At 44.4% G+C, this 19,516-nt stretch carries 21 protein-coding genes and 1 riboswitch; of the genes, 17 read left to right on the top strand and 4 right to left on the bottom strand.

What is annotated here, in order from left to right:
* The first annotated feature begins 21 nt into the window (after positions 1-21).
* The 7 genes from KIK04_RS01295 to KIK04_RS01265 all read left to right on the top strand — a co-directional run bounded on the left by KIK04_RS01295 (position 22) and on the right by KIK04_RS01265 (position 7,064).
* Complete coding sequence (locus KIK04_RS01295; protein WP_232276555.1) at positions 22-294, top strand: WXG100 family type VII secretion target; 273 nt, start codon at positions 22-24, stop codon at positions 292-294.
* A gap of 239 nt (positions 295-533) precedes the next feature.
* Positions 534-2,084 carry an ABC-F family ATP-binding cassette domain-containing protein gene (locus tag KIK04_RS01290; protein WP_232276554.1) on the top strand — a complete coding sequence of 517 codons (1,551 nt, stop codon included), beginning with the start codon at positions 534-536 and terminating at the stop codon, positions 2,082-2,084.
* Positions 2,085-2,280: 196 nt separating this feature from the next.
* Positions 2,281-2,380, top strand: a riboswitch (purine riboswitch).
* Positions 2,381-2,631: 251 nt separating this feature from the next.
* Positions 2,632-3,261 carry a xanthine phosphoribosyltransferase gene (locus KIK04_RS01285; RefSeq protein WP_232276553.1) on the top strand — a complete coding sequence of 210 codons (630 nt, stop codon included), beginning with the start codon at positions 2,632-2,634 and terminating at the stop codon, positions 3,259-3,261.
* Positions 3,258-4,622, top strand: a complete 1,365-nt coding sequence (locus KIK04_RS01280; RefSeq protein WP_269670986.1) for a nucleobase:cation symporter-2 family protein — start codon at positions 3,258-3,260, stop codon at positions 4,620-4,622. The genes KIK04_RS01285 and KIK04_RS01280 overlap by 4 nt, the downstream gene beginning before the upstream one ends.
* A 209-nt stretch (positions 4,623-4,831) precedes the next feature.
* Positions 4,832-5,596, top strand: a complete 765-nt coding sequence (locus KIK04_RS01275; RefSeq protein ID WP_232276552.1) for a CPBP family intramembrane glutamic endopeptidase — start codon at positions 4,832-4,834, stop codon at positions 5,594-5,596.
* Between the two features lie 100 nt (positions 5,597-5,696).
* The gene (locus KIK04_RS01270) at positions 5,697-6,167 is read left to right on the top strand and encodes a MarR family winged helix-turn-helix transcriptional regulator (protein ID WP_442951127.1); all 471 of its coding nucleotides are present in this window, start codon (positions 5,697-5,699) and stop codon (positions 6,165-6,167) included.
* Between the two features lie 60 nt (positions 6,168-6,227).
* Complete coding sequence (locus KIK04_RS01265; protein ID WP_232276551.1) at positions 6,228-7,064, top strand: MBL fold metallo-hydrolase; 837 nt, start codon at positions 6,228-6,230, stop codon at positions 7,062-7,064.
* Between the two features lie 110 nt (positions 7,065-7,174).
* Here KIK04_RS01265 and KIK04_RS01260 read toward each other — a convergent pair whose 3' ends face one another.
* On the bottom strand, positions 7,175-7,534 hold the full coding sequence (locus tag KIK04_RS01260) for a hypothetical protein (protein WP_232276550.1): 360 nt from the start codon (positions 7,532-7,534) through the stop codon (positions 7,175-7,177).
* Positions 7,535-7,890: 356 nt separating this feature from the next.
* On the opposite strand from KIK04_RS01260, the gene KIK04_RS01255 reads away from it, so the two are divergent.
* The 5 genes from KIK04_RS01255 (at position 7,891) to KIK04_RS01235 (ending at position 11,655) form a co-directional block, all read left to right on the top strand.
* On the top strand, positions 7,891-8,661 hold the full coding sequence (locus KIK04_RS01255) for a sulfite exporter TauE/SafE family protein (protein WP_232276549.1): 771 nt from the start codon (positions 7,891-7,893) through the stop codon (positions 8,659-8,661).
* 94 nt (positions 8,662-8,755) lie between these two features.
* Positions 8,756-9,484, top strand: coding sequence for an amino acid ABC transporter ATP-binding protein (locus KIK04_RS01250; protein ID WP_232276548.1), 729 nt, complete (start codon positions 8,756-8,758; stop codon positions 9,482-9,484).
* Positions 9,485-9,504: 20 nt separating this feature from the next.
* Positions 9,505-10,320, top strand: coding sequence for a transporter substrate-binding domain-containing protein (locus KIK04_RS01245; RefSeq protein WP_232276547.1), 816 nt, complete (start codon positions 9,505-9,507; stop codon positions 10,318-10,320).
* Positions 10,321-10,339: 19 nt separating this feature from the next.
* Positions 10,340-10,993, top strand: coding sequence for an amino acid ABC transporter permease (locus KIK04_RS01240; protein ID WP_232276546.1), 654 nt, complete (start codon positions 10,340-10,342; stop codon positions 10,991-10,993).
* A gap of 14 nt (positions 10,994-11,007) precedes the next feature.
* On the top strand, positions 11,008-11,655 hold the full coding sequence (locus KIK04_RS01235; protein WP_232276545.1) for an amino acid ABC transporter permease: 648 nt from the start codon (positions 11,008-11,010) through the stop codon (positions 11,653-11,655).
* 17 nt (positions 11,656-11,672) lie between these two features.
* Here KIK04_RS01235 and KIK04_RS01230 read toward each other — a convergent pair whose 3' ends face one another.
* Entirely contained in the window at positions 11,673-12,320 is a 648-nt protein-coding gene (locus tag KIK04_RS01230) for a stage II sporulation protein M (RefSeq protein ID WP_232276544.1), read from the bottom strand.
* A gap of 105 nt (positions 12,321-12,425) precedes the next feature.
* Positions 12,426-12,596, bottom strand: a complete 171-nt coding sequence (locus tag KIK04_RS01225; protein WP_232276543.1) for a hypothetical protein — start codon at positions 12,594-12,596, stop codon at positions 12,426-12,428.
* A gap of 304 nt (positions 12,597-12,900) precedes the next feature.
* Here KIK04_RS01225 and KIK04_RS01220 point away from each other — a divergent pair, with 304 nt between their 5' ends.
* The 5 genes from KIK04_RS01220 to KIK04_RS01200 all read left to right on the top strand — a co-directional run bounded on the left by KIK04_RS01220 (position 12,901) and on the right by KIK04_RS01200 (position 18,851).
* Positions 12,901-14,457, top strand: coding sequence for a methyl-accepting chemotaxis protein (locus tag KIK04_RS01220; protein WP_232276542.1), 1,557 nt, complete (start codon positions 12,901-12,903; stop codon positions 14,455-14,457).
* A 17-nt stretch (positions 14,458-14,474) separates the two neighbouring features.
* A complete protein-coding gene (locus tag KIK04_RS01215) occupies positions 14,475-16,901 on the top strand; it encodes an EAL domain-containing protein (protein ID WP_232276541.1) in 2,427 nt (808 codons plus the stop codon).
* A 112-nt stretch (positions 16,902-17,013) separates the two neighbouring features.
* On the top strand, positions 17,014-17,589 hold the full coding sequence (locus KIK04_RS01210) for a TVP38/TMEM64 family protein (protein ID WP_232276540.1): 576 nt from the start codon (positions 17,014-17,016) through the stop codon (positions 17,587-17,589).
* A gap of 26 nt (positions 17,590-17,615) precedes the next feature.
* A complete protein-coding gene (locus KIK04_RS01205; RefSeq protein ID WP_232276539.1) occupies positions 17,616-18,200 on the top strand; it encodes a histidine phosphatase family protein in 585 nt (194 codons plus the stop codon).
* A 186-nt stretch (positions 18,201-18,386) separates the two neighbouring features.
* On the top strand, positions 18,387-18,851 hold the full coding sequence (locus KIK04_RS01200; RefSeq protein WP_232276538.1) for an NUDIX hydrolase: 465 nt from the start codon (positions 18,387-18,389) through the stop codon (positions 18,849-18,851).
* A 175-nt stretch (positions 18,852-19,026) separates the two neighbouring features.
* Here the strand turns inward: KIK04_RS01200 and KIK04_RS01195 are convergent, their stop codons facing one another.
* Positions 19,027-19,452 (bottom strand): hypothetical protein, encoded by a 426-nt coding sequence (locus KIK04_RS01195; RefSeq protein WP_232276537.1) that lies wholly within the window; start codon positions 19,450-19,452, stop codon positions 19,027-19,029.
* Between the last annotated feature and the right edge of the window lie 64 nt (positions 19,453-19,516).

The raw sequence follows: 19,516 nt of genomic DNA, 5'->3' as shown, positions 1-19,516 counted from the left end.
TAAGCGAAGGGAGATATGAATATGTCTAGACGCATTCTCATTACGCCTGAGCGGGTTGAAGATGTCGCGAAACAATTTAAACAGGGAAGTGAGCAAAGTCAGGAGCTCATCTCTGTCTTAACGCAAGCTGTTCAATCCATGGAGGGCGAATGGGATGGGGTAACGAAGCAGCGATTTTTTCAGCAGTTTCAGGAAGCTAATCAGCAGATGCAATTATTCGTACATATGTTAAATACTATAGATTCGGAATTGTCTGCAATTGCACAAAAATTTCGCACCGTTGACGGTCAATAATTGTTTGTGTACAAGTACTGCACAAGCACTGTACAACCATAATGGGATACGTAACCGAGTGATTGTTAACGCTCGGTTTTTGTTTTTGTCAATATATGTTTGGAATGTGAGATTTACGCATGTATTTTGACTTTAACCTTGACTTTGTTCTCAATCTGAAGGAAGATCGATAAAGTTGTGCTTTTCCTGTAGAGGTCGCACAGATTATTTCGAACATGGTTAGGAGAAGCGATTAAGTTATGAGCTTATTGACGGTTGAAGGACTGAGCCACAGTTATGGTGGACGTGTTCTATTTAATGATGTGTCGTTCCGCCTCCTCCCGGGGGAGCATGTTGGACTTGTAGGCGCCAATGGTGCTGGTAAATCGACATTGATGAATATTTTAACAGGTAAAGTGTTGAAAGATAACGGTAAAGTGGAGTGGACGCCTCGTCTGCGTTACGGCTACTTGGATCAGCATACGAAGTTGGAGGCTGGTAAGACGATTCGCGACGTCCTGCGTGATGCGTTTCTACCTCTTTTTGAGCAAGAGCAGGAAATGATGGAGATCGCCAATCAAATGGCAGATGCAGATCCTGATACGCTGGAAAAGTTGTTGGAGCGTATGGGGGAAATTCAAGATGAGCTGGATCGTAGCGGCTTCTACATGATCGACGTTAAAGTGGAGGAGACAGCAAACGGACTTGGTCTGGGTGCGATTGGTCTTGAACGCGACGTAACAGCATTGAGTGGTGGTCAGCGTACCAAAGTATTGCTGGCAAAGCTGTTGCTGGAGCAGCCGAACGTGCTGCTGCTTGACGAACCGACGAACTACTTGGACGTTGAGCATATTGGATGGCTTACGAACTATTTGCAGAACTATCCGTATGCGTTTGTGTTGATCTCGCATGATACGGAGTTTATGAATAAGGTCGTAAACGTAATCTATCATTTGGAATTTGCTAAAATGACACGTTATTCCGCGAATTATGAAAAATTCCTTGAGATGGCGGATTTGAATAAGACGCAGCATATTCAAGCGTACGAGAAGCAGCGGGAATTTATTAAAAAGCAAGAGGACTTCATTCAGCGCAACAAGGCGCGTGCTTCGACATCTACCCGAGCAAAGAGCCGTGAAAAGCAGTTAGATCGCTTGGATCGCATTGATCGCCCAGAAGAGGCGGTTAAGCCGACGTTCGTGTTTAAAGAGTCGCGTGCAAGCGGCCGCCTTGTCGTGGAAGCGAAAAACTTGGAAGTTGGCTATGACCGTGCGCTGTTACCGGAGTTGAACTTTGCGATTGAGCGCGGCGATAAGATCGCGATTGTCGGCTGTAATGGTGTCGGTAAATCGACGTTATTGAAGACGATGCTCGGTGTGATTCAGCCATTTAGCGGACAGGTGTATAAAGGCGATTACTTACACCCAGCTTACTTCGAGCAGGAAGTAAGAGCAGGAGCGGGAACGCCGATTGATGATGTGTGGAACGCATTTCCACATATGAATCAGCACGAAGTGCGCGCAGCATTGGCCCGTTGCGGTCTGAAAAATGAACATATTACCCGCCAATTGAGCCAGTTGAGTGGTGGCGAACAGGCGAAAGTACGCTTATGTAAGCTGTTAATGGAAGAGAGCAACTGGATCATATTTGACGAGCCGACGAATCACTTGGACGTATTGTCGAAGGAAGAATTGCAGCGTGCGTTGAAGGCGTTCAAAGGCACTGTACTGCTCGTCTGTCACGAACCAGACTTCTATGAAGGCTGGGTAACGAAGACATGGGACGTTGAGCAATGGTCGATGCAACAATAAGACACGATTTGTCTTGAATGGCAGCAGCCGTTTCCCTCTATTTCGTGAGGGGTGCGGCTGTTTTTGTTTGATATTGTGTAAAATCCGTACATTTAAAGATTAAAATAGTTCTTTCGTTCGTGATCAATTTGGTGTATACTACAATTCATATTATTCTTTTCACTTGATTACAAAGTTTAGCAACCTAACAACAAGACAAAGTAATGTGTTTATTTCTCGTATATGTGCAGGAATTGGCCTGCATGTTTCTACCTGATCACCGGAATGATCGGACTACGGGAGTCGAAGTGTGCGAACGTTGATCGTTGATGCATGCTGTAATCGTTGAAGCCTAGTGAGCCGTTTTTTTGCTACGTGGGCTGTTATTTTCTTATGATTACAAGCTGCATACTCAATGATTTGCAACTATACGACCCGGTCTGCAACGATTCCGTGAGGGAGACGTGCGACCGGGTTTTTTGCTTATTTTGCAGTTTGGTCGGTTGCTGATGCTGCACCTATGCGAGAGGATGACACTTGCTTCCAACATTAAGGGGGAAATAGAGGAATGAAACTACTGGAAGAAAAGGTATTGCAAGACGGGACTGTGCTTAGCGCACATGTACTGAAAGTGGATTCATTTCTCAATCACCAGATTGATCCTGTGCTGATGCAAGCAGTGGGGCAAGAATTTGCTCGTCGTTATGCAAATGAGCGTACGGCCATTACGAAGGTGTTAACTATCGAATCTTCCGGAATTGCGCCAGGCATGATGGCTGCCCTGGAATTAGGTGTACCATTAGTGTTTGCGCGTAAGCAGAAGTCGCTTACATTGCGTGACAATGTTTATGTCGAGAACGTATTCTCGTTTACGAAGCAGCAATCGAATGAAATTACAGTGTCTCGTAAATTTTTGACCGCGGAAGATCATGTCCTCATTATTGATGACTTTTTAGCAAATGGGGATGCGGCGTTTGGCTTGGCTCGAGTTGTAGCGCAAGCGGGCGCGAGTGTCGCAGGTTTTGGGATCGTGATTGAAAAGTCGTTCCAGCCAGGTCGGACGAGCTTGGAGAACGCCGGATATCGCGTTGAATCGCTAGTACGGATTCTATCGTTAACAGACGGACAAGTGAAGTTCGTACGTGAGGCTGAGGAAGTTGAAGCCGCTGTGGAAGTTCAGGAGGTTGCCCAAGCATGAAAAACGGTATCGAGCACGGTATGAAAGACAGCGTATTTAAGTTGAATCGACACCCGGTGCAAACCTTTTCACTCGGCTTGCAGCACGTGCTTGCCATGTATGCTGGCGCAATCATTGTACCCCTTATCGTTGGCGGTCAGCTCGGTTTCACGCAGGAGCAAATGACGTATTTAATCGCCATTGATTTGCTTATGTGCGGCGTCGCAACTCTACTACAGGTGTTTGCCAACCGCTTTTTCGGCATAGGTCTGCCTGTCGTATTAGGTTGCGCCTTTCAAGCAGTTATGCCGATGATTGCGATCGGTAAAGATTTTGGCGTTCCTTATATTTATGGCGCAGTCATTATGATGGGGCTGTTCGTCGTCCTATTTGGCGGCTTATTCGGCAAATGTATTCGCTTTTTTCCGCCTGTGGTCACTGGTTCGGTCGTGACGATCATTGGGATAACGCTCATACCGGTCGCGTTTAATGATTTAGGTGGCGGTGTAGGAGCTAAAGATTTTGGCAGTGCTGAAAATGTAATGCTCGGCTTCGGGGTTCTACTCTTTATCATTTTAATGAATCGTGTTTCAAAAGGCTTTTTACGCGCCATTTCAATTTTGCTTGGCTTGGTGCTCGGCACATTTGTGGCTGCGCTAATGGGCAAAGTCAATTTTGCGGTTGTCGGGCAATCAGACTGGTTCCATATGGTACAGCCGTTCTATTTCGGGGTACCGCAATTTAACCTAACAGCCATTTTGACGATGATTATCGTGGCAATGGTCAGTGTAGCGGAATCGACAGGTGTATTTATGGCGCTCGGCAAAATAGTAGATCGCGACCTGACCGCGAAAGATTTAGCACGCGGCTATCGTGCGGAAGGCTTGGCCATTATGATAGGCGGCGTGTTTAACGCATTTCCGTATACGACCTACTCGCAGAACGTAGGCTTGCTCCAAATGAGCCGCATAAAGACGCGTGATGTCATTTTCGTAGCAGGTTTGCTGCTTGTGCTGCTAGGCTTCGTTCCTAAAATTGCAGCGATTACAACGCTCATTCCAACTTCTGTACTGGGCGGGGCGATGGTTGCGATGTTCGGTATGGTTGTTTCAAGCGGCATGCGTATGCTCGGTACGCAAGTTGATTTGAATCGCCATGAAAATATGCTCATTATCGCCTGCTCGGTCGGAATGGGGCTTGGCGTAACGGTAGTGCCACAGCTGTTTCAAAGCTTGCCGGACGGCGTTCGTATCCTGACGGACAATGGAATTGTCGCAGGGACATTCACGGCGCTGATCCTCAATTTGGTATTCAACGGTGTTCGTGGTGCACAGGAAGTGAAGCCCTCGATCGAGGAGAAGGCTACGTCCCATGTGGCGTAAGCTTGACTCATGAATGATGAAAGCCGGCTAACTTCTATAAAGAGCTTGATTGATCGCTATGCTTTAAGTTTAGAGCATAGCGATCATCAAGCTTTTTTTTGCGATATTCACCGATCTAAGTTAAAAAGTGGAACATTTTGTAATATAATAAAGAAGTGAAAATGGCTGCTCGCTCTAACAGGATACAATTGTAACAGAGGAGGGATCGCATGTTTAGTTGGATAATGATAAGTTGTCTCGTTCTCATTTGTGTGCCAGGCATTGTGACAATGGTTGCAGCGCAAAAAAGCATGGAACCAGAACTGAAGTCAAATACGGGATTGGTGTTTGCCATCAATCTAGTCGTCATCGCTGTTATTGTGCTGCTTGGTCACCTTGCTTCACTCAAAACGGGACTTACAGACCCCTTTTTCGAAAGTATAGCTATGTCAGGTCCTTTACATGTATCATCCTTAGTCGAACAGCTACGTGTTGGATTGGTAGGCGGTGTTATTTGCTCAGGCGTATTCTTAATCGTATATTACGGCTATCTCCGCCATGCACTTGATCGTACGACCGTTGACGTGTCAGAACGGCTCCGTCGATCGGTAGGCCTTTGGGGACGGGTGCTAAGTGGTGGTGTCGTAGAGGAAGTTATTTTTCGATATGGGTTATTGAATGGGACGGTCTGGCTCGGTTTCGTCTTTTTCGGGGAAGTGTCAGCTGTAATCGTATGGAGCTGTATTATCCTAAGTGGAATTATTTTCGGTCTGGCTCATTTCCCGGGCAATCTAGCAGAAGGGTGTAAACTCACACCGCTATTTATTGCGTATGGGATATTAGGGAACTTATGGGTAACGTTGATCTGTGGCTGGTTGTTCTGGCAGTATGGGTTGATTGCTGCGATCGTCGTACATATGTTATTTCATCTATGTTGGTATCCGATCGAAGTTATCGTTGAGCGACGAGAACGAGCAAAATCGATAAGTTCGTAACGCGCTTATTTAGATTATTTCCCAAAAAGGCATGCCTCCTCTTTACAACAAATCAGTTTATAAGCTAAACTAAATAATAGCGCATATGAATATAGAGAGAATGCCAATTGCTAAACCAGATGTTACGTTCGCGTACAAGATAGGAGACTCCATGTCAGCTAGTCATACGATAGGCCAATTTATTTTACAAATTCGCAGGTTGGAGCGTCAGCCGCGTTCATTCGGAAATGCAGGGGAACTAACCCCAAGTGAAATTCATGTCATAGACGCAATCGGAAGTGACGAAGGTTGCCTGATGAGCGACTTGGCAGCAAGATTAGGGGTTACAAAGGGCGCGGCAACACAATTAGTTGCACGTTTAGAGCAGCGTGGGCTTATCGCTCGTGGACCTCATCCAACTGATGCACGGGCTGTTATCGTATCGCTTACGGCACTAGGGCAGGAAGCATTCTATTTGCATGCGGAAATGCATCAGCAATTTTATAATCAGTTGCGTGCGCAGTTTAGTGAAACGGAGATTGCCGCTTTTGAGCAATGTCTGGAAACGCTTTGTCGAATGCTTAAGCATTAAATTTTTTTGCCATTAAAGTTTAGTTTCTAAACTAAATTCAATCGAATGGAGATGGTAAGGATGACGAAGTTTAAGGTGACCGTGTTGTGTGAAAATAATGTGTTTGGCAATTTGGGTGCGATTGCGGAACACGGGTGGGCGGCATATATCGAGACAGAGAGTGGCAACTATTTGTTCGATACGGGGCAAGGGCAAGGTATTATTCCGAATGCGCAGCATTTTAAAAAACAGTTGTCCGGAATTCAAGGAATTGTGTTGAGCCATCATCATAGTGATCATACGGGTGGCCTACTCCAAGTATTAGAGGCAAATGAGCACCGATCGCTACCTGTGTATGCTCATCCTGATTTATTTCGCGAAGGTTACTTGACTCGATCAAGTTATTTGTATATTGGAGTACCAGAAACTCGTGAGCGGTTGGAGCATGCAGGTGCGGACTTCAAGTGGAATACTACATTTACCGAGATTGCTCCGAATTTATATGTGACCGGAGAAGTGCCGAGGGTGACGGACTATGAATTCGGAGACGAAGATATCGTAATCAAAACGGCGGACGGATACATCAAGGACGATATTATTGACGATCAGTCAATCATTATGAAGACAGAGGAAGGCTTATTTATTGTACTTGGTTGTTCGCATGCAGGTATTATTAATATTATAAAGCATGCTATACATATGACAGGGGAGACTCGTGTGCACACCGTAATTGGAGGTACGCATTTATGGTGTGTCAGCAAAGAGCAGCAGGATCGCACGATTGAGGAGTTGCAGTCATTTGATATACAGCGTTTAGGCGTGTCTCACTGTACGGGTTTTGCAATGGCGACGCGGTTAGCACAAGTGTTTGGCGATCGCTTTTTTTCATGTAATGTAGGTACCGTTGTAGAGGTGTAGCATTTTAGAAGAGGGAATTTAAGTCTAAGGGTAAAGCTTCGAGCTGACTCGCAAGGTGAGCAAGCTCAAGCCTGTTACGCCAAATGACTTAAATCCCTCTTTTGTTTGTATTAAAAAGTCGTTCTAGCTTGATCCGCGTAGGCGACGTGTTGATGTGGTTGGTAGTGATGCGTATTCACTTGGTGTACTTGTGTTTGTGCTTGTGATTGCACGAATTGCTCAATTTGATGACAAACTTGCGACACGTGCTGCATTTGCTGAAGCGCTTTGCTGTGACCTTGCAAAGCGGTTTGAATCACGTGGGCAGCATGATGCTCGCGCTGCGCGATTTGCTCTAAATATGCTGCATTTTGCTGTTCTTGAATAAGAAGTTGCTCATATTGCTGAGATGCTTGTTGCGTTTGTTGAATGAGCTGCTGAATGACTTGCTCACATTGAAACAACTGTTGTGATATATTTTGGTGTGGCATAGGTAGTTCCTCCTTTTAGTAAACCAATCTGCTTTATTGTGCGAAACAATTGTTAAAATTATTCTTACATTCTGTTTTTTTACTTTTGTCAAATGTAAAATTAACAAAAAAGCCGTTCTATTGAAACGGCTCCCTCAATGCCTGCTACTCATATGGAAGCAGCCCCACCTTGAACTATTTTGTACAGGGTAGTCGTTCACTCTTTTAAATTAAACCTTTATGGAAAGTGCCATTCATGGTATCGTGTGAAACAATGAATCTAGTTCATATAAAAATTTCCAGTCTGCCTAAGTGGATAGGGCTGGTCATAAGTAAGGTTATCGCGAATACATAGAGAGAACAGGGGAGCTAATGATATGGAAGCATTGAGCATTGAAATCTTAATTTTGTTAATCGTAGCAGGCTTTATTGCTGCCTTTGTAGATGCTGTTGTCGGTGGAGGCGGGCTAATCACCGTACCTGCATTAATGTTAACGGGACTTCCACCCAGTATGGTGTTGGGGACGAATAAGCTTGGTGGTACACTGTGTTCCTTAACGAGCATGGTCGCCTTTTGGCGTTCAGGAAATATTCACGTACCATTAGCAGCCGCCTTGTTTCCGCTCTCCTTTATTGGCTCAATCGCCGGAACGTATGCTGTCCATTTACTGCCGCCACACTATCTCAAGCCAGTGGTCGTTATTCTGCTTATTGTTGTTACGCTTTACACCCTTTTCAAACGGAATTGGGGCGAACAAAATCGTTATCAAGCTCCTACGGTTTCCAAAGCCATCCTATTAGGCGTAATGGCGCTTGTTCTTGGATGCTATGACGGATTTTTTGGACCAGGCACAGGTTCATTTCTTATTTTTATGTTTCTTTGGTCGGGTTTTCATTATGTGGGCGCATCAGCGAATGCGAAAGTATTGAACTTAGGGAGCAATTTAGGCAGTTTAATGACATTTGCATTCATGGGATCCGTAAATCTTGCATATGGTATTCCACTTGGTATTGCGATGATTGTCGGGGCGTTAGTGGGAACGAAAGTTGCTGTAAAAAAAGGGAGTACTTATGTGAAACCACTCTTCATTGGCGTGACAACTTTATTGATCGGCAAACAAATCTACGATTTTTTGTCGAAAAATTGAACAAAAATGCACAATTATTTGTTATAATAACCCATATTGGATGTTATATTATTCCATGTATCCTTTACTAGCGATGAGAGAGGGGGATGAAGCGATGATTGCTTTTGAACAGGTGAACAAACATTATGGGTCCTTTCATGTGCTGAAAGATATTAATCTTCGCATTGAGCAAGGAGAAGTGGTCGTCATTATCGGCCCTTCTGGATCTGGAAAAAGTACATTATTGCGTTGTATTAATCGACTGGAGGTTATTTCGTCGGGGAAGCTGTCCGTTAACGGTCAGGACGTGTACGACAAAACATTGAACATTAACGACTTTCGTAAAAAAATTGGCATGGTGTTTCAGCATTTTAATTTGTACCCGCACAAAAAGGTGCTCGACAATATTACGCTGGCTCCGGTCAAGGTGTTGAGGAAAACGCAGCAGGAAGCGAACAGTACAGCCATGCACTATTTGGAAAAAGTAGGCATACCAGATAAAGCGAATTCCTTTCCGTCCCAATTGTCAGGTGGCCAACAGCAGCGGGTTGCGATTGCCCGCGGGCTTGCGATGCAGCCAGATATTATGTTGTTTGACGAGCCAACATCGGCGCTTGATCCTGAAATGATTGGCGAGGTGCTAGAAGTTATGAAAGCGCTTGCTAAAGAAGGGATGACGATGGTCGTCGTGACCCATGAGATGGGGTTTGCGCGTGAAGTGGCCGATCGCGTTATTTTTATGGATCAAGGTCAAATCGTAGAAGAAGCTAATCCGATCGAATTTTTTAACGAGCCGAAAGAAGATCGTGCGCGGCTATTTCTTAGCCGCCTGTTAAATCATTAAACATTTTAGGAGGAATGGATATGAAAAATAAAGGGCTTGGACGTAAATGGTTTATTTGCAGTCTTGTTGTTATTTTGGCAGCATTATCGCTTGCTGGATGCGGTGGCGAGAAGAAGGATGCGCCTGCATTGGAAGCAGCTAAAGAGCGTGGCAAACTCATCATTGGCGTGAAATACGATACGAACTTATTTGGCTTAAAAGATCCAGCGACAGGTGAAGTAAATGGCTTTGACGTCGATATCGCCAAGGCAATCGCCAAGAAGGTATTCGGTGACGAGACAAAATTAGAGCTTAGAGAGGTCACATCTAAGACACGCATTCCGTTGCTGCAAAATGGTGATATTGATGCCATTATCGCGACGATGACGATTACAGAAGAGCGTGAGCAGCAAGTCGATTTTACAGACGTTTACTTTAATGCGGGACAGTCGTTGCTTGTGAAAAAAGGTAGCCCTATTGGTTCCATCGAGGACGTGAAAAAAGGGGTTAAAGTACTCGCTGTGAAAGGTTCGACTTCGGCTAAAAATGTACGTGAAAAAGCACCTGAAGCTGAAGTGTTGGAGTTTGAAAACTATCAGGAAGCGTTTGCTGCGCTGAAAGCAGGTAAAGGCGAGGCGCTGACAACAGACAATTCCATTTTGTACGGCATGATGAAGCAAGATCCGAGCTACGAAGTGGCCGGCGGCAACTTTACGGATGAGCCTTACGGTATTGCTCTGCGCAATGGCGACAAAGACTTCGCGAAGCTCATTAATGACCTGTTGAAAGAGATGAAGCAAAGCGGTGAGTACGACAAGATCTATGAGCAATGGATGGGCGAAAAGCCGACAAAGTAATTGAGGGAGGGAACAGAGAATGCTAGATTTCACGTTGCTGATAGAGCACTGGGATCAGTACAGGTCGGGATTCCGCAACACGGTGGCGGCAAGCGTGCTCGCCCTCATTGGTAGCTTCATTATCGGAGTTATATTTGCCGTGCTGCGCATTGCACCATCACGTCTACTCAATTTTGTTGGCTCAGCGTATATTGAGTTTGTACGCAACATTCCACTTATTTTAATTGTGTTTATTTTTTATAATGGTTTGCCCATTTTGGGGATTAATTGGAATGGGTTTGTGTCGGGGACGATCGGCTTGACTGTTTATACGTCGGCTTTTATTGCCGAAGCGATTCGCGCAGGCATTCTAGCTGTGCCGAAGGGGCAAATGGAAGCTGCTCGCTCATCAGGACTAAGCTATTTGCAAACGATGCAACATATTATTTTACCGCAAGCGATGAAGATTGTGATTCCGCCACTGGGCAATCAGTTCTTGAATTTGATTAAGAACTCGTCCGTGCTTGGCGTCATTGCAGGTCTTGACTTAATGTATTTTGGGGACTTGATTAACTCGGATACGTTCCAAACGTTCAGTGTCTACATTTTTGTAGGAATGTTCTATCTCGTGCTGACGATACCGATGAGCATTGCGGTCAATGCGCTTGAGCGGCGTATGGCCCGCAGCGGATAAGGGGGAGGCAGAAGATGGACTTCATTGGAGCTTATTCGCCGGATAACATTTTGTATTTGCTGAAAGGCTTTCTAGTCACGATCGAGGTTGCGGTCATCGCCATCGTCTTAAGCTTTATACTTGCTTGCGTGCTCGCAGTTCTCCGCTATGCACGTATCCCAGTCGTATCACAGATCGTTGCTATGATTGTCGAGACGATTCGGAACTTGCCTTTGCTACTAATTATCTTTTTTGTCTTTTTCGCGTTACCGCAAATCGGTATTAAGATGGGCATATTTACTTCGGCTATTGTCGCGCTGACTATTTTCGAAGCGGCCATGGTGTCTGAAATTATTCGCGCTGGCTTGCTCTCGATCGACAAAGGTCAAATCGAGGCGGCTCGATCCAGCGGCCTGTCTTACATGCAAACGCTGCGCTACATCACGATGCCGCAAGCGCTGCGCCGGATGCTGCCGCCGATGGTCAGCCAATTTATATCCTTGTTAAAGGATACATCACTGACCATTATTATTGGCTTGCCAGAGCTAATGCATAGCGCGCAAATTGTGAACGGACATAACAGTAAATTTATGTTCCCTACTTATTTGTTCGCTGCCTTTCTTTATTTTATTATCAATTACTCGTTATCACGCTTCGCAAGAAGACTGGAGCTGCGTTCTTAGCAGCTCCAGTTTTTTTATTAGTGAGATCGAATAATTGATTGTTGTCCACCAATGGTGGTCGGCAGTTCAGTAGGAACGGCTGGAACGAATGGAATCGAGGCAGGCGGTTGACTTGTGATGGAATGAGACCATTCCAACAGTGCAGGTGAGACGTACACTTCCATCAAGCTGGCTACTGTAAATAAAAGCGTAATGAGCACAGCGATCGATCCGATTTTTTTCCCCTCGTGTCGCCAGTTGATAGGGTGACGTGTACGTACATAACGAAATAGCCAGCTTACTGGCGTTAAGCCTACTGTAGCGGCTAATACGAGTGCGGGTATTTCGAACATGCCGTGTGGAATTAATCCGATAAGTATAGTTTCTGTCGTATAGTTAGCTAAACTAAGTTGCATAATGAAACCGAGCATAAAACCGTTAGCTAATAATAATAAAGGGGGAAAAATAAGGAGAACTCCACTTAATGCGATAACAGCCCCCGCTTTAATGTTATTAAGAGCTATCTCATACACTCCATATTGAAAAGGTTGCTCCAGAGACTTTGAAGGCACCTCCGCATGATTGCCGAACAAGTAGCCTAACAATGCTCCCCCAATAAAGATGGATAGTGAAAATACGATCCAATTTTTTTGCTCAAGACCAAAGCTCCTCCACCAATTGACCAAATGAATAACCTCCAATGATATATAATGAACGACTGCAAGCATGGGTTACAGCATGCACCTTCATCAGGGGCATGCTGTAGATGATACAAACAAGAATGAATCAGCTTACAGTGCGGCAGCTTGATCTAACAATCCGAGTACGAGGATGAGTAATTGCAAAACAGGTTGAAGCGGTGCCAATTCAGGTGGAATAAGTCCACTTTCTAAGATTTGTCTCACGATAGCTAATGCAGCGGATAAATCAATGCCGAGAAACGCAGCAATCTGAAACATCATTCCATTCATCATTTTGTTTCACCATCTTGTTTATTTCTGAGATACTATATTTGGAATCTATCAAGTTGGTGCATAAATTATATGAAATGACTACTGAAAATAGGATGTAATAACAGAAAACGAAGGCATTCGTTAGAGATCTATCGTAGTGGATGCTAAGCAAGGGGAATTGGTGGGAAAAAAGCACTATATGTTCATTTGCGCAGTTTGACATTAATTCAGATAATACTATAATAAACTAGGTGTTAAGAACTATTAATCACAATCATATATGGTTATATTAGGATAAATTACATTAAAGGTAATGAAAGGTTGTGCATTTATTTTGATTGCCCGCAAAAATAAATTAATGCTGCTTCTTTCTTTAGGAACGACACTGCTAAGTTGTCTTATATATTTATTGTATTACCAAACGGATTTGCTCTCTGATTCAATCATGTTGCATGGTACTAGACATGAACATTACGTAGATCCTTTTGTGCCCAAGATGCTTCTGCTAGCTATTCCAATCCTATTGTTGCTCGCTACTTTTTGGCGGTATCGAAGCAAGCCAGACCATAGCCATATTCCATTGCTCAATATTTTAACGCTCACATTCGGTAGCATTTCGATGATTAGTGGTGGAGGTGGCGGAGTAGAGTTTCATTTCTCTATCTTTATGGTGTTGGCGATTGCCGCTTACTATGAACGTATCTCTTTAATGGCTATGATGACCACCTTATTTGCGATTCAACATTTAGCAGGCTTTTTCTTCTGGCCAGAGCTAGTATTCGGCGTATCCTCTTATTCTTTTGTTATGCTTACGATACACGCATTGTTTCTCATTTTGACATCTACTGCAACGAGCCTACAGCTTATTTCAAAAAGAAGAATAGAACAGATTTTGGAATCGGAGAAAAACGAAAAACACGAGCAACTGGTGTCTTTGCTCGAATCTCTAAACGAGTTATCGGAAACGATTCATCAATCTACGAGTGTTGTTTCTACCAAATCTGATCATCAAATTCAAATCAATGAAAACGTGATGAACGCCTATAAGGTAGTGTCTAATGGGTTAGAGACACAGGATGCTTCTATTAAAAACATGGAATCCATCATGCATAAGATGGGTGATTTAATACGAGAGACAGCTGTACAATCTGCTGAACTTAAACAGAAAGCTGATCATTCACAAGATGTAGTTGCTGATGGTATGCACAGTATGAGCTTGCTTATTGAGCGCATGAATGAAGTGACCCATTCGATACATATTGCGGAAGATACTGTACTTGAATTAAACGAATCATCGCAGCAAGTTGAAGAAATTATGACAACGATTGAGGAAGTATCCAGTCAGACCAATTTGCTGGCCCTAAATGCTTCTATAGAAGCTGCGAGAGCGGGCGAACATGGTAGAGGATTTGGCGTCGTCGCGCAAGAAATTCGTAAACTAGCTGAGCGAAGTGACCAAGCTACGGATCGAATCAGACAAATTCTAACGAAAATACGAAGCGAAAGTGAAACATCGACTGCACAAATTGTAACGGGACGCAGCGCGGTTGATGAATCTTTGCAGCAAAGTGAATCCGTCGTGCATCATTTATCGCGTATTCATGAGACGATGGATATCACCGTGCACATTATTGTCCAGTTGGATGAGTTGCTGCAACTTATTCGTTCTAAATCTAGCTTCGTATTCAAAGACATGACGAACATATCTGTTATTGTAGAGGAAAGTGTCGCGTCTGTTGAACAGTTAATGGCGATGAACGTTCAACAAATGGGCGCCGCGTCAGAAGTGAACGATGCGATCTCGCGGCTAACGGAATTGACGGCTACGCTTCAAGCAAAATTTATCGCTAGCAGTGCAGCTAAAGTGTAGCGAAAGAGGAGCAATACATGGAACACGATCACGGAATGCACGGTACATACAATCAATTTCTAGTTATTTTATCTTATATCATTGCTGTGCTAGCCTCTTATTCAGCGCTTGATTTGGCAGGAAGAGTGCGAGCAGCAAACGGAATGACTCGCGTAAAGTGGCTCATTTGTGGTGCGAGTGCGATGGGCGTGGGCATTTGGTCGATGCATTTTGTCGGCATGCTTGCGTTCTCCTTACCATTTCCGATACTTTACGATATGGTGCTCGTGCTCATATCGGTTGTCGTCGCGATTTTAGCGGCATTTATCGCGTTATATGTGGTTGGCCGCGATGAGCTGGGAGTGAAGCGCCTCCTAACAGGCGGCATGTTAATGGCAACGGGTATCAGTGCCATGCATTATATCGGGATGGAAGCGATGCTCATCCAAATCACGTACGATCCGTTTATATTTTTCATTTCGATCGTTATTGCGATTTTCGCCTCAATCGTCGCGTTATGGCTAGCTTTTTATTTTCGGCAAGATCAGTCGCGAGGAATTGTGCTGCAAAAGCTGGGCAGCGGATTAATTATGGGCGCAGCCATTATTGGCATGCATTACACAGGGATGGAAGCAGCACGATTTCACGAGGGTGGTGTTCATATGCTGTCGTCTGGTATAGAGCTTGATCCTGATTTGATGTCCTATATTATAACAGGCGGAAGCATATTGACGTTCGTATTCGCCATGTTGGGCGTAATCGTAGATAAGCGACTTTCACGGAAAGATTCCGAGCTTAAGGATCATGAAAAGTGGTACAAATCATTATATGAGAACAATACAGACGGAATTATTTCGGTTGACATTAAAGGTCGTATTTTAATGATTAATCCAGCTGCGGCACAAATAAGTGGACTGTTACGGACGCAATATGAGAACAAACATATTTCTTCTATCTTGACCATCATCGTGGATGAGGAACGAGACAAAACGAGACAGCTGTTTCAAAAATCGCTGCACGGCCTACGACAAATATACGAGACTGCGATTATGCACCAAGATGGGCATCAGGTCGAGCTTAGCGTAATCAACGTTCCTGTTGTGATTAGAGGTGAAGTCGTAGGCAATTATGTCATTGCAAAAGATATTACCGAAGAGAAACAGGCGAAAGAGCGCGTTCAGCATTTAGCTTTTCATGATGAATTGACGGGCTTGCCTAACCGTCGTTATTTGAACCAAATGATAACGTCATCCATTGAACAATCTCAAATCGCAAATACGAATTTTGCGATCTTGGTACTCGATATTGACCGCTTTAAAATGATTAATGATTCACTTGGTCATGCTTATGGGGATACCTTTTTGAAAATGGTCAGTGAACGGCTACAGCGTATTACCTCTGGGTTCCGAGCAACTGTGGCCCGCATGGGGGGAGATGAGTTTACCGTTATTCATCATGTCAGCGAAGATAGCCAACCAACGGCTATGTTGGCCGAACAGCTGATCGCGGAGATTCAGCTTCCTTATCGGTTGAAAGATAACGATTTTTACGTATCGGCTAGCATCGGCATTGCCCAATATCCTGAGCATGGCGACGATACGGTCATGCTATTGAAAAATGCCGATACGGCGATGTACGAAGTGAAGAAAAAAGGGAAAAACGGCTATCAAGCGTATACCGAGCAATTAGACGATCATTTGCTGGAGCGGATCGAGTTAGAGTCCGATTTAAGACGAGCGATTGAACGTGGTGAGCTGTCCGTGTTCTATCAACCGCAAATTAAAATCAAAGATAATACGTTGATCGGAATCGAGGCGCTCATTCGTTGGAATCATGCTACAAAAGGAGCGATTTCACCAGCTCTATTTATTCCGATTGCTGAAGAATCGGGTTTAATAGGCGAGATCGGTACTTGGGTGCTACGCGAAGCATGTACTCAAATGCAGGCTTGGCATGAAGTAGGGTTACGTATTCCAATTTCGGTTAACTTATCCACCCAACAGTTTCATCAGGGCAACTTAGTGACCATTATTAAAGAAGTATTAGCCGAAACGGGTCTTGAACCGCAATATTTAGAATTGGAAATTACGGAAAGTATGATGATGGATGCGGTGCGTTCGACTGAAATTTTACATGAATTAACGGACATTGGTGTCAAGATTAGTATGGACGATTTCGGGACAGGCTACAGTTCACTTAGTTATTTGAAACAGTTTCCGATTCGTAAGCTGAAAATTGATCAGTCCTTCATCAAAGACATTACGAACAACGAAAATGACAAAGCGATTGTAGCGACGATCATTTCCATGGCACATCATCTGAAAATAAACGTCATTGCTGAAGGTGTTGAAACACGGGAGCAATTAGCTTGCTTGTCGGCGTACGGGTGCGACGATATACAAGGATATTACTTTAGTAAACCATTGCCTCCATCTGATTTGGAAAAAAATATTTTGAAAGTCTAGCTCGCGATGGTTGGTATAAGTTCTATAGTCGTTACGATTCCAAACGCATCAATGTTAGTGTACAATTAATGTGATGTGTAATGTGGGTAGATAGGGGCGACTTGGTACATATATGGATGCATGGTTTGATATTGACAGAGCTGCGGCTTGGTTACAACAATTTGGAGTGTGGGCTGTCCTTATTAGCATACTAATCAATGTTCTGATTAGCTTGCTTGGGGTCGTGCCCACCTTGTTTATTTCTGGCGCGAATGCGATTGTATTCGGGATTGTACCTGGCTTACTTATTTCTTTGGCGGGGGAAACGCTAGGATTAATAGTTTCCTTCTGGGTATACCGATTAGGCTGGAGTAAAGTGAATCGCACGTCTTCTGCACGTACTGATCGCTGGCAATGGATGCAGCGGCTGCACAGTGCGTCGAGACGACAGCAAAATTGGATGCTATTTATCGCGCGTCTCACGCCGCTAATGCCGTCTGGTCTTATCACGGCCGTAGCTGCCATATCGACGATACGGTTTACTGATTTTGTCTTTGTATCATTTGTAGGCAAAATTCCATCGATTGCGTTAGAGACGATTATTGGCCACGATCTAATCCGTGGCGGGGAGCAACTGCCTCGGCTTGCCATAAGTCTTATTTTTGTAATCATCATCTACTTTATATTCCGCAACAAAAAAATGACGTAACGAATGACGGGCAGGAGGAGAACATCATGACGCGAATTGGACTTATTCGCCACGGCAGCACGAATTGGAATAGTGAAGGCCGGGCTCAAGGGCTGTCGGATATTGCATTAAATGAGGATGGAATACAGCAGGCACATGCGCTCGCACAACGTTTGAGCGAAGAGCAATGGGACGTTGTGTACGCCAGTGACTTGGCACGTGCGAAGGTGACGGCTGAAATTGTTGCTGAACGATTAGGGTTGGACGTTCAGATTGATACGCGCTTGCGAGAGATGTCAGGTGGTCAAATCGAAGGCACAACGGAACAAGAGCGACTAGAAAAATGGGGACCGCAGTGGCGGGAGCTTGATCTTGGTTTGGAAAGTAAGCAGAGTGGAGCTGAGCGGGGGATCGGTTGTGTAGAGGAGATCGTGTCTAATCATCCAGGTCGCAACATCTTGATCGTGACACACGGCGCATTGCTGCGGAGCATCTTGCATCATTTGTTTCCTGAGCTTCAAGAAGCAGATAAGATTAACAATACGGCGATTACGATTATTAGCCGTCCAGAGCAGCAGTGGACGTGCGACTTATACAATTGCAATGTTCATCTAGTACACAAAAAGAGCTGAATTCAGCTCTTTTTGTGTTTTATATTAAAATTCAAGACAAGGTTTGATTAAGAAGCGGAATCGCCAATTCAGTAAACGTATCCGCGTGCATAAACTTATTTGCCGACCATTAACAGCATGAGTATCCTTGTGCTATGATCATAGATGGGTAAATATTCCTATTTATGTTGGTTGGGGGTTGGGCAATTGAGAGAATATATAAGCGAGCTGCGAAAAATAGTAGGAACACGACCGCTGTTAATGTGCGGTGCTAGTGTAATCGTATTGAATACGCTAGGACATGTACTCATGCTGAAAAGAATGGATAATGACAGCTGGTGTTTCCCAGGTGGAGCGCTGGAATTGGGCGAAGATGTGAGAGTAGCAGCTGCTCGTGAGCTATTGGAAGAGACAGGCTTAGTTGCAGAGCAGTTGGAGTTGTTTAATGTATTTTCGGGGGAGCGACTTTACTACAAGTATCCTCATGGGGACGAGGTGTACAATGTTGATGTCGTGTTCATGACGCGTCAATACAATGGTGAGCTTGTTATTGATGCTGAAAGCAAGGAGGCTCGCTTTTTTCCCATACATGAACTTCCGACTTCTATTAGTCAGCCCGTCATTCCAGTCGTTGAAGCGTTGCTGCAAGCGTATGGAAGAGAGAATCGATGAATGTGCGAGTTGCCTTATTAGCATTTGATGATGGATGGTTATGTATGGCGAGTACTTGTCATGTATCGTATTGTAATGAACATTGAAAATCATACAACACCCCCAGCATACGCACAATACTGGGGGTGTTTCATCATGATCGGTTTCGTTTAAAAGAGATCATGATTGAGGCCTGTTATTTTTTCTTTTTCTTCTTCGTTTTTTTGCTAGAGATGCCGCACGGTTTATCGTATCCGCCGCCGTATCCACCTACGTTACAAGGGTCGCATCCGTATCCACCGCCGCCGTATCCGCCGACATTATTGCCGTTGCCGTAACCACCGACATTATTGCCGTTACCATAACCACCGACATTGTTGCCATATCCGTTGTCACCTACACCAGCGACATTGCCGTTGTATTGGGAACCAGCAACGTCTTCTTCTGTGTAAGTCCAGACATGTCTATAAACAGGAACGATATTATGTCTGTTCACAATTCTCACCGGATGAATAACAGGCACGACTTGAGTGTGAAACTGATCTCTCACGCAAGTAACAGGCTTACAAACAATCGGGCATGCTTCATTGGATGGTTGTTGTTGGTGATGCTTTCCAGACATTAGAACAACTCCTCTCGTGTGATGAGATAATATATGTAGGACAGTAAGACAAGGAATGTTCACT

It is taken from the genome of Paenibacillus sp. 481, assembly GCF_021223605.1.
GTDB lineage: Bacteria > Bacillota > Bacilli > Paenibacillales > Paenibacillaceae > Paenibacillus_B.
The sequence above is the reverse complement of the archived record's forward strand: the minus strand, read 5'-3'. Positions and strand labels throughout refer to the sequence as shown.

Bases quoted from the DNA above. Each gene is read 5' to 3' on its own strand.
- KIK04_RS01260 (WP_232276550.1), bottom strand. From the start codon at position 7,534: ATGCCACACCAAAATATATCACAACAGTTGTTTCAATGTGAGCAAGTC.
- KIK04_RS01265 (WP_232276551.1), top strand. From the start codon at position 6,228: ATGACGAAGTTTAAGGTGACCGTGTTGTGTGAAAATAATGTGTTTGGC.
- KIK04_RS01285 (WP_232276553.1), top strand. From the start codon at position 2,632: ATGAAACTACTGGAAGAAAAGGTATTGCAAGACGGGACTGTGCTTAGC.
- KIK04_RS01280 (WP_269670986.1), top strand. From the start codon at position 3,258: ATGAAAAACGGTATCGAGCACGGTATGAAAGACAGCGTATTTAAGTTG.
- KIK04_RS01240 (WP_232276546.1), top strand. From the start codon at position 10,340: ATGCTAGATTTCACGTTGCTGATAGAGCACTGGGATCAGTACAGGTCG.
- KIK04_RS01205 (WP_232276539.1), top strand. From the start codon at position 17,616: ATGACGCGAATTGGACTTATTCGCCACGGCAGCACGAATTGGAATAGT.
- KIK04_RS01295 (WP_232276555.1), top strand. From the start codon at position 22: ATGTCTAGACGCATTCTCATTACGCCTGAGCGGGTTGAAGATGTCGCG.
- KIK04_RS01255 (WP_232276549.1), top strand. From the start codon at position 7,891: ATGGAAGCATTGAGCATTGAAATCTTAATTTTGTTAATCGTAGCAGGC.
- KIK04_RS01250 (WP_232276548.1), top strand. From the start codon at position 8,756: ATGATTGCTTTTGAACAGGTGAACAAACATTATGGGTCCTTTCATGTG.
- KIK04_RS01275 (WP_232276552.1), top strand. From the start codon at position 4,832: ATGTTTAGTTGGATAATGATAAGTTGTCTCGTTCTCATTTGTGTGCCA.
- KIK04_RS01210 (WP_232276540.1), top strand. From the start codon at position 17,014: ATGGATGCATGGTTTGATATTGACAGAGCTGCGGCTTGGTTACAACAA.
- KIK04_RS01195 (WP_232276537.1), bottom strand. From the start codon at position 19,452: ATGTCTGGAAAGCATCACCAACAACAACCATCCAATGAAGCATGCCCG.
- KIK04_RS01215 (WP_232276541.1), top strand. From the start codon at position 14,475: ATGGAACACGATCACGGAATGCACGGTACATACAATCAATTTCTAGTT.
- KIK04_RS01245 (WP_232276547.1), top strand. From the start codon at position 9,505: ATGAAAAATAAAGGGCTTGGACGTAAATGGTTTATTTGCAGTCTTGTT.
- KIK04_RS01235 (WP_232276545.1), top strand. From the start codon at position 11,008: ATGGACTTCATTGGAGCTTATTCGCCGGATAACATTTTGTATTTGCTG.
- KIK04_RS01290 (WP_232276554.1), top strand. From the start codon at position 534: ATGAGCTTATTGACGGTTGAAGGACTGAGCCACAGTTATGGTGGACGT.
- KIK04_RS01225 (WP_232276543.1), bottom strand. From the start codon at position 12,596: ATGATGTTTCAGATTGCTGCGTTTCTCGGCATTGATTTATCCGCTGCA.
- KIK04_RS01270 (WP_442951127.1), top strand. From the start codon at position 5,697: ATGCCAATTGCTAAACCAGATGTTACGTTCGCGTACAAGATAGGAGAC.
- KIK04_RS01220 (WP_232276542.1), top strand. From the start codon at position 12,901: ATGAAAGGTTGTGCATTTATTTTGATTGCCCGCAAAAATAAATTAATG.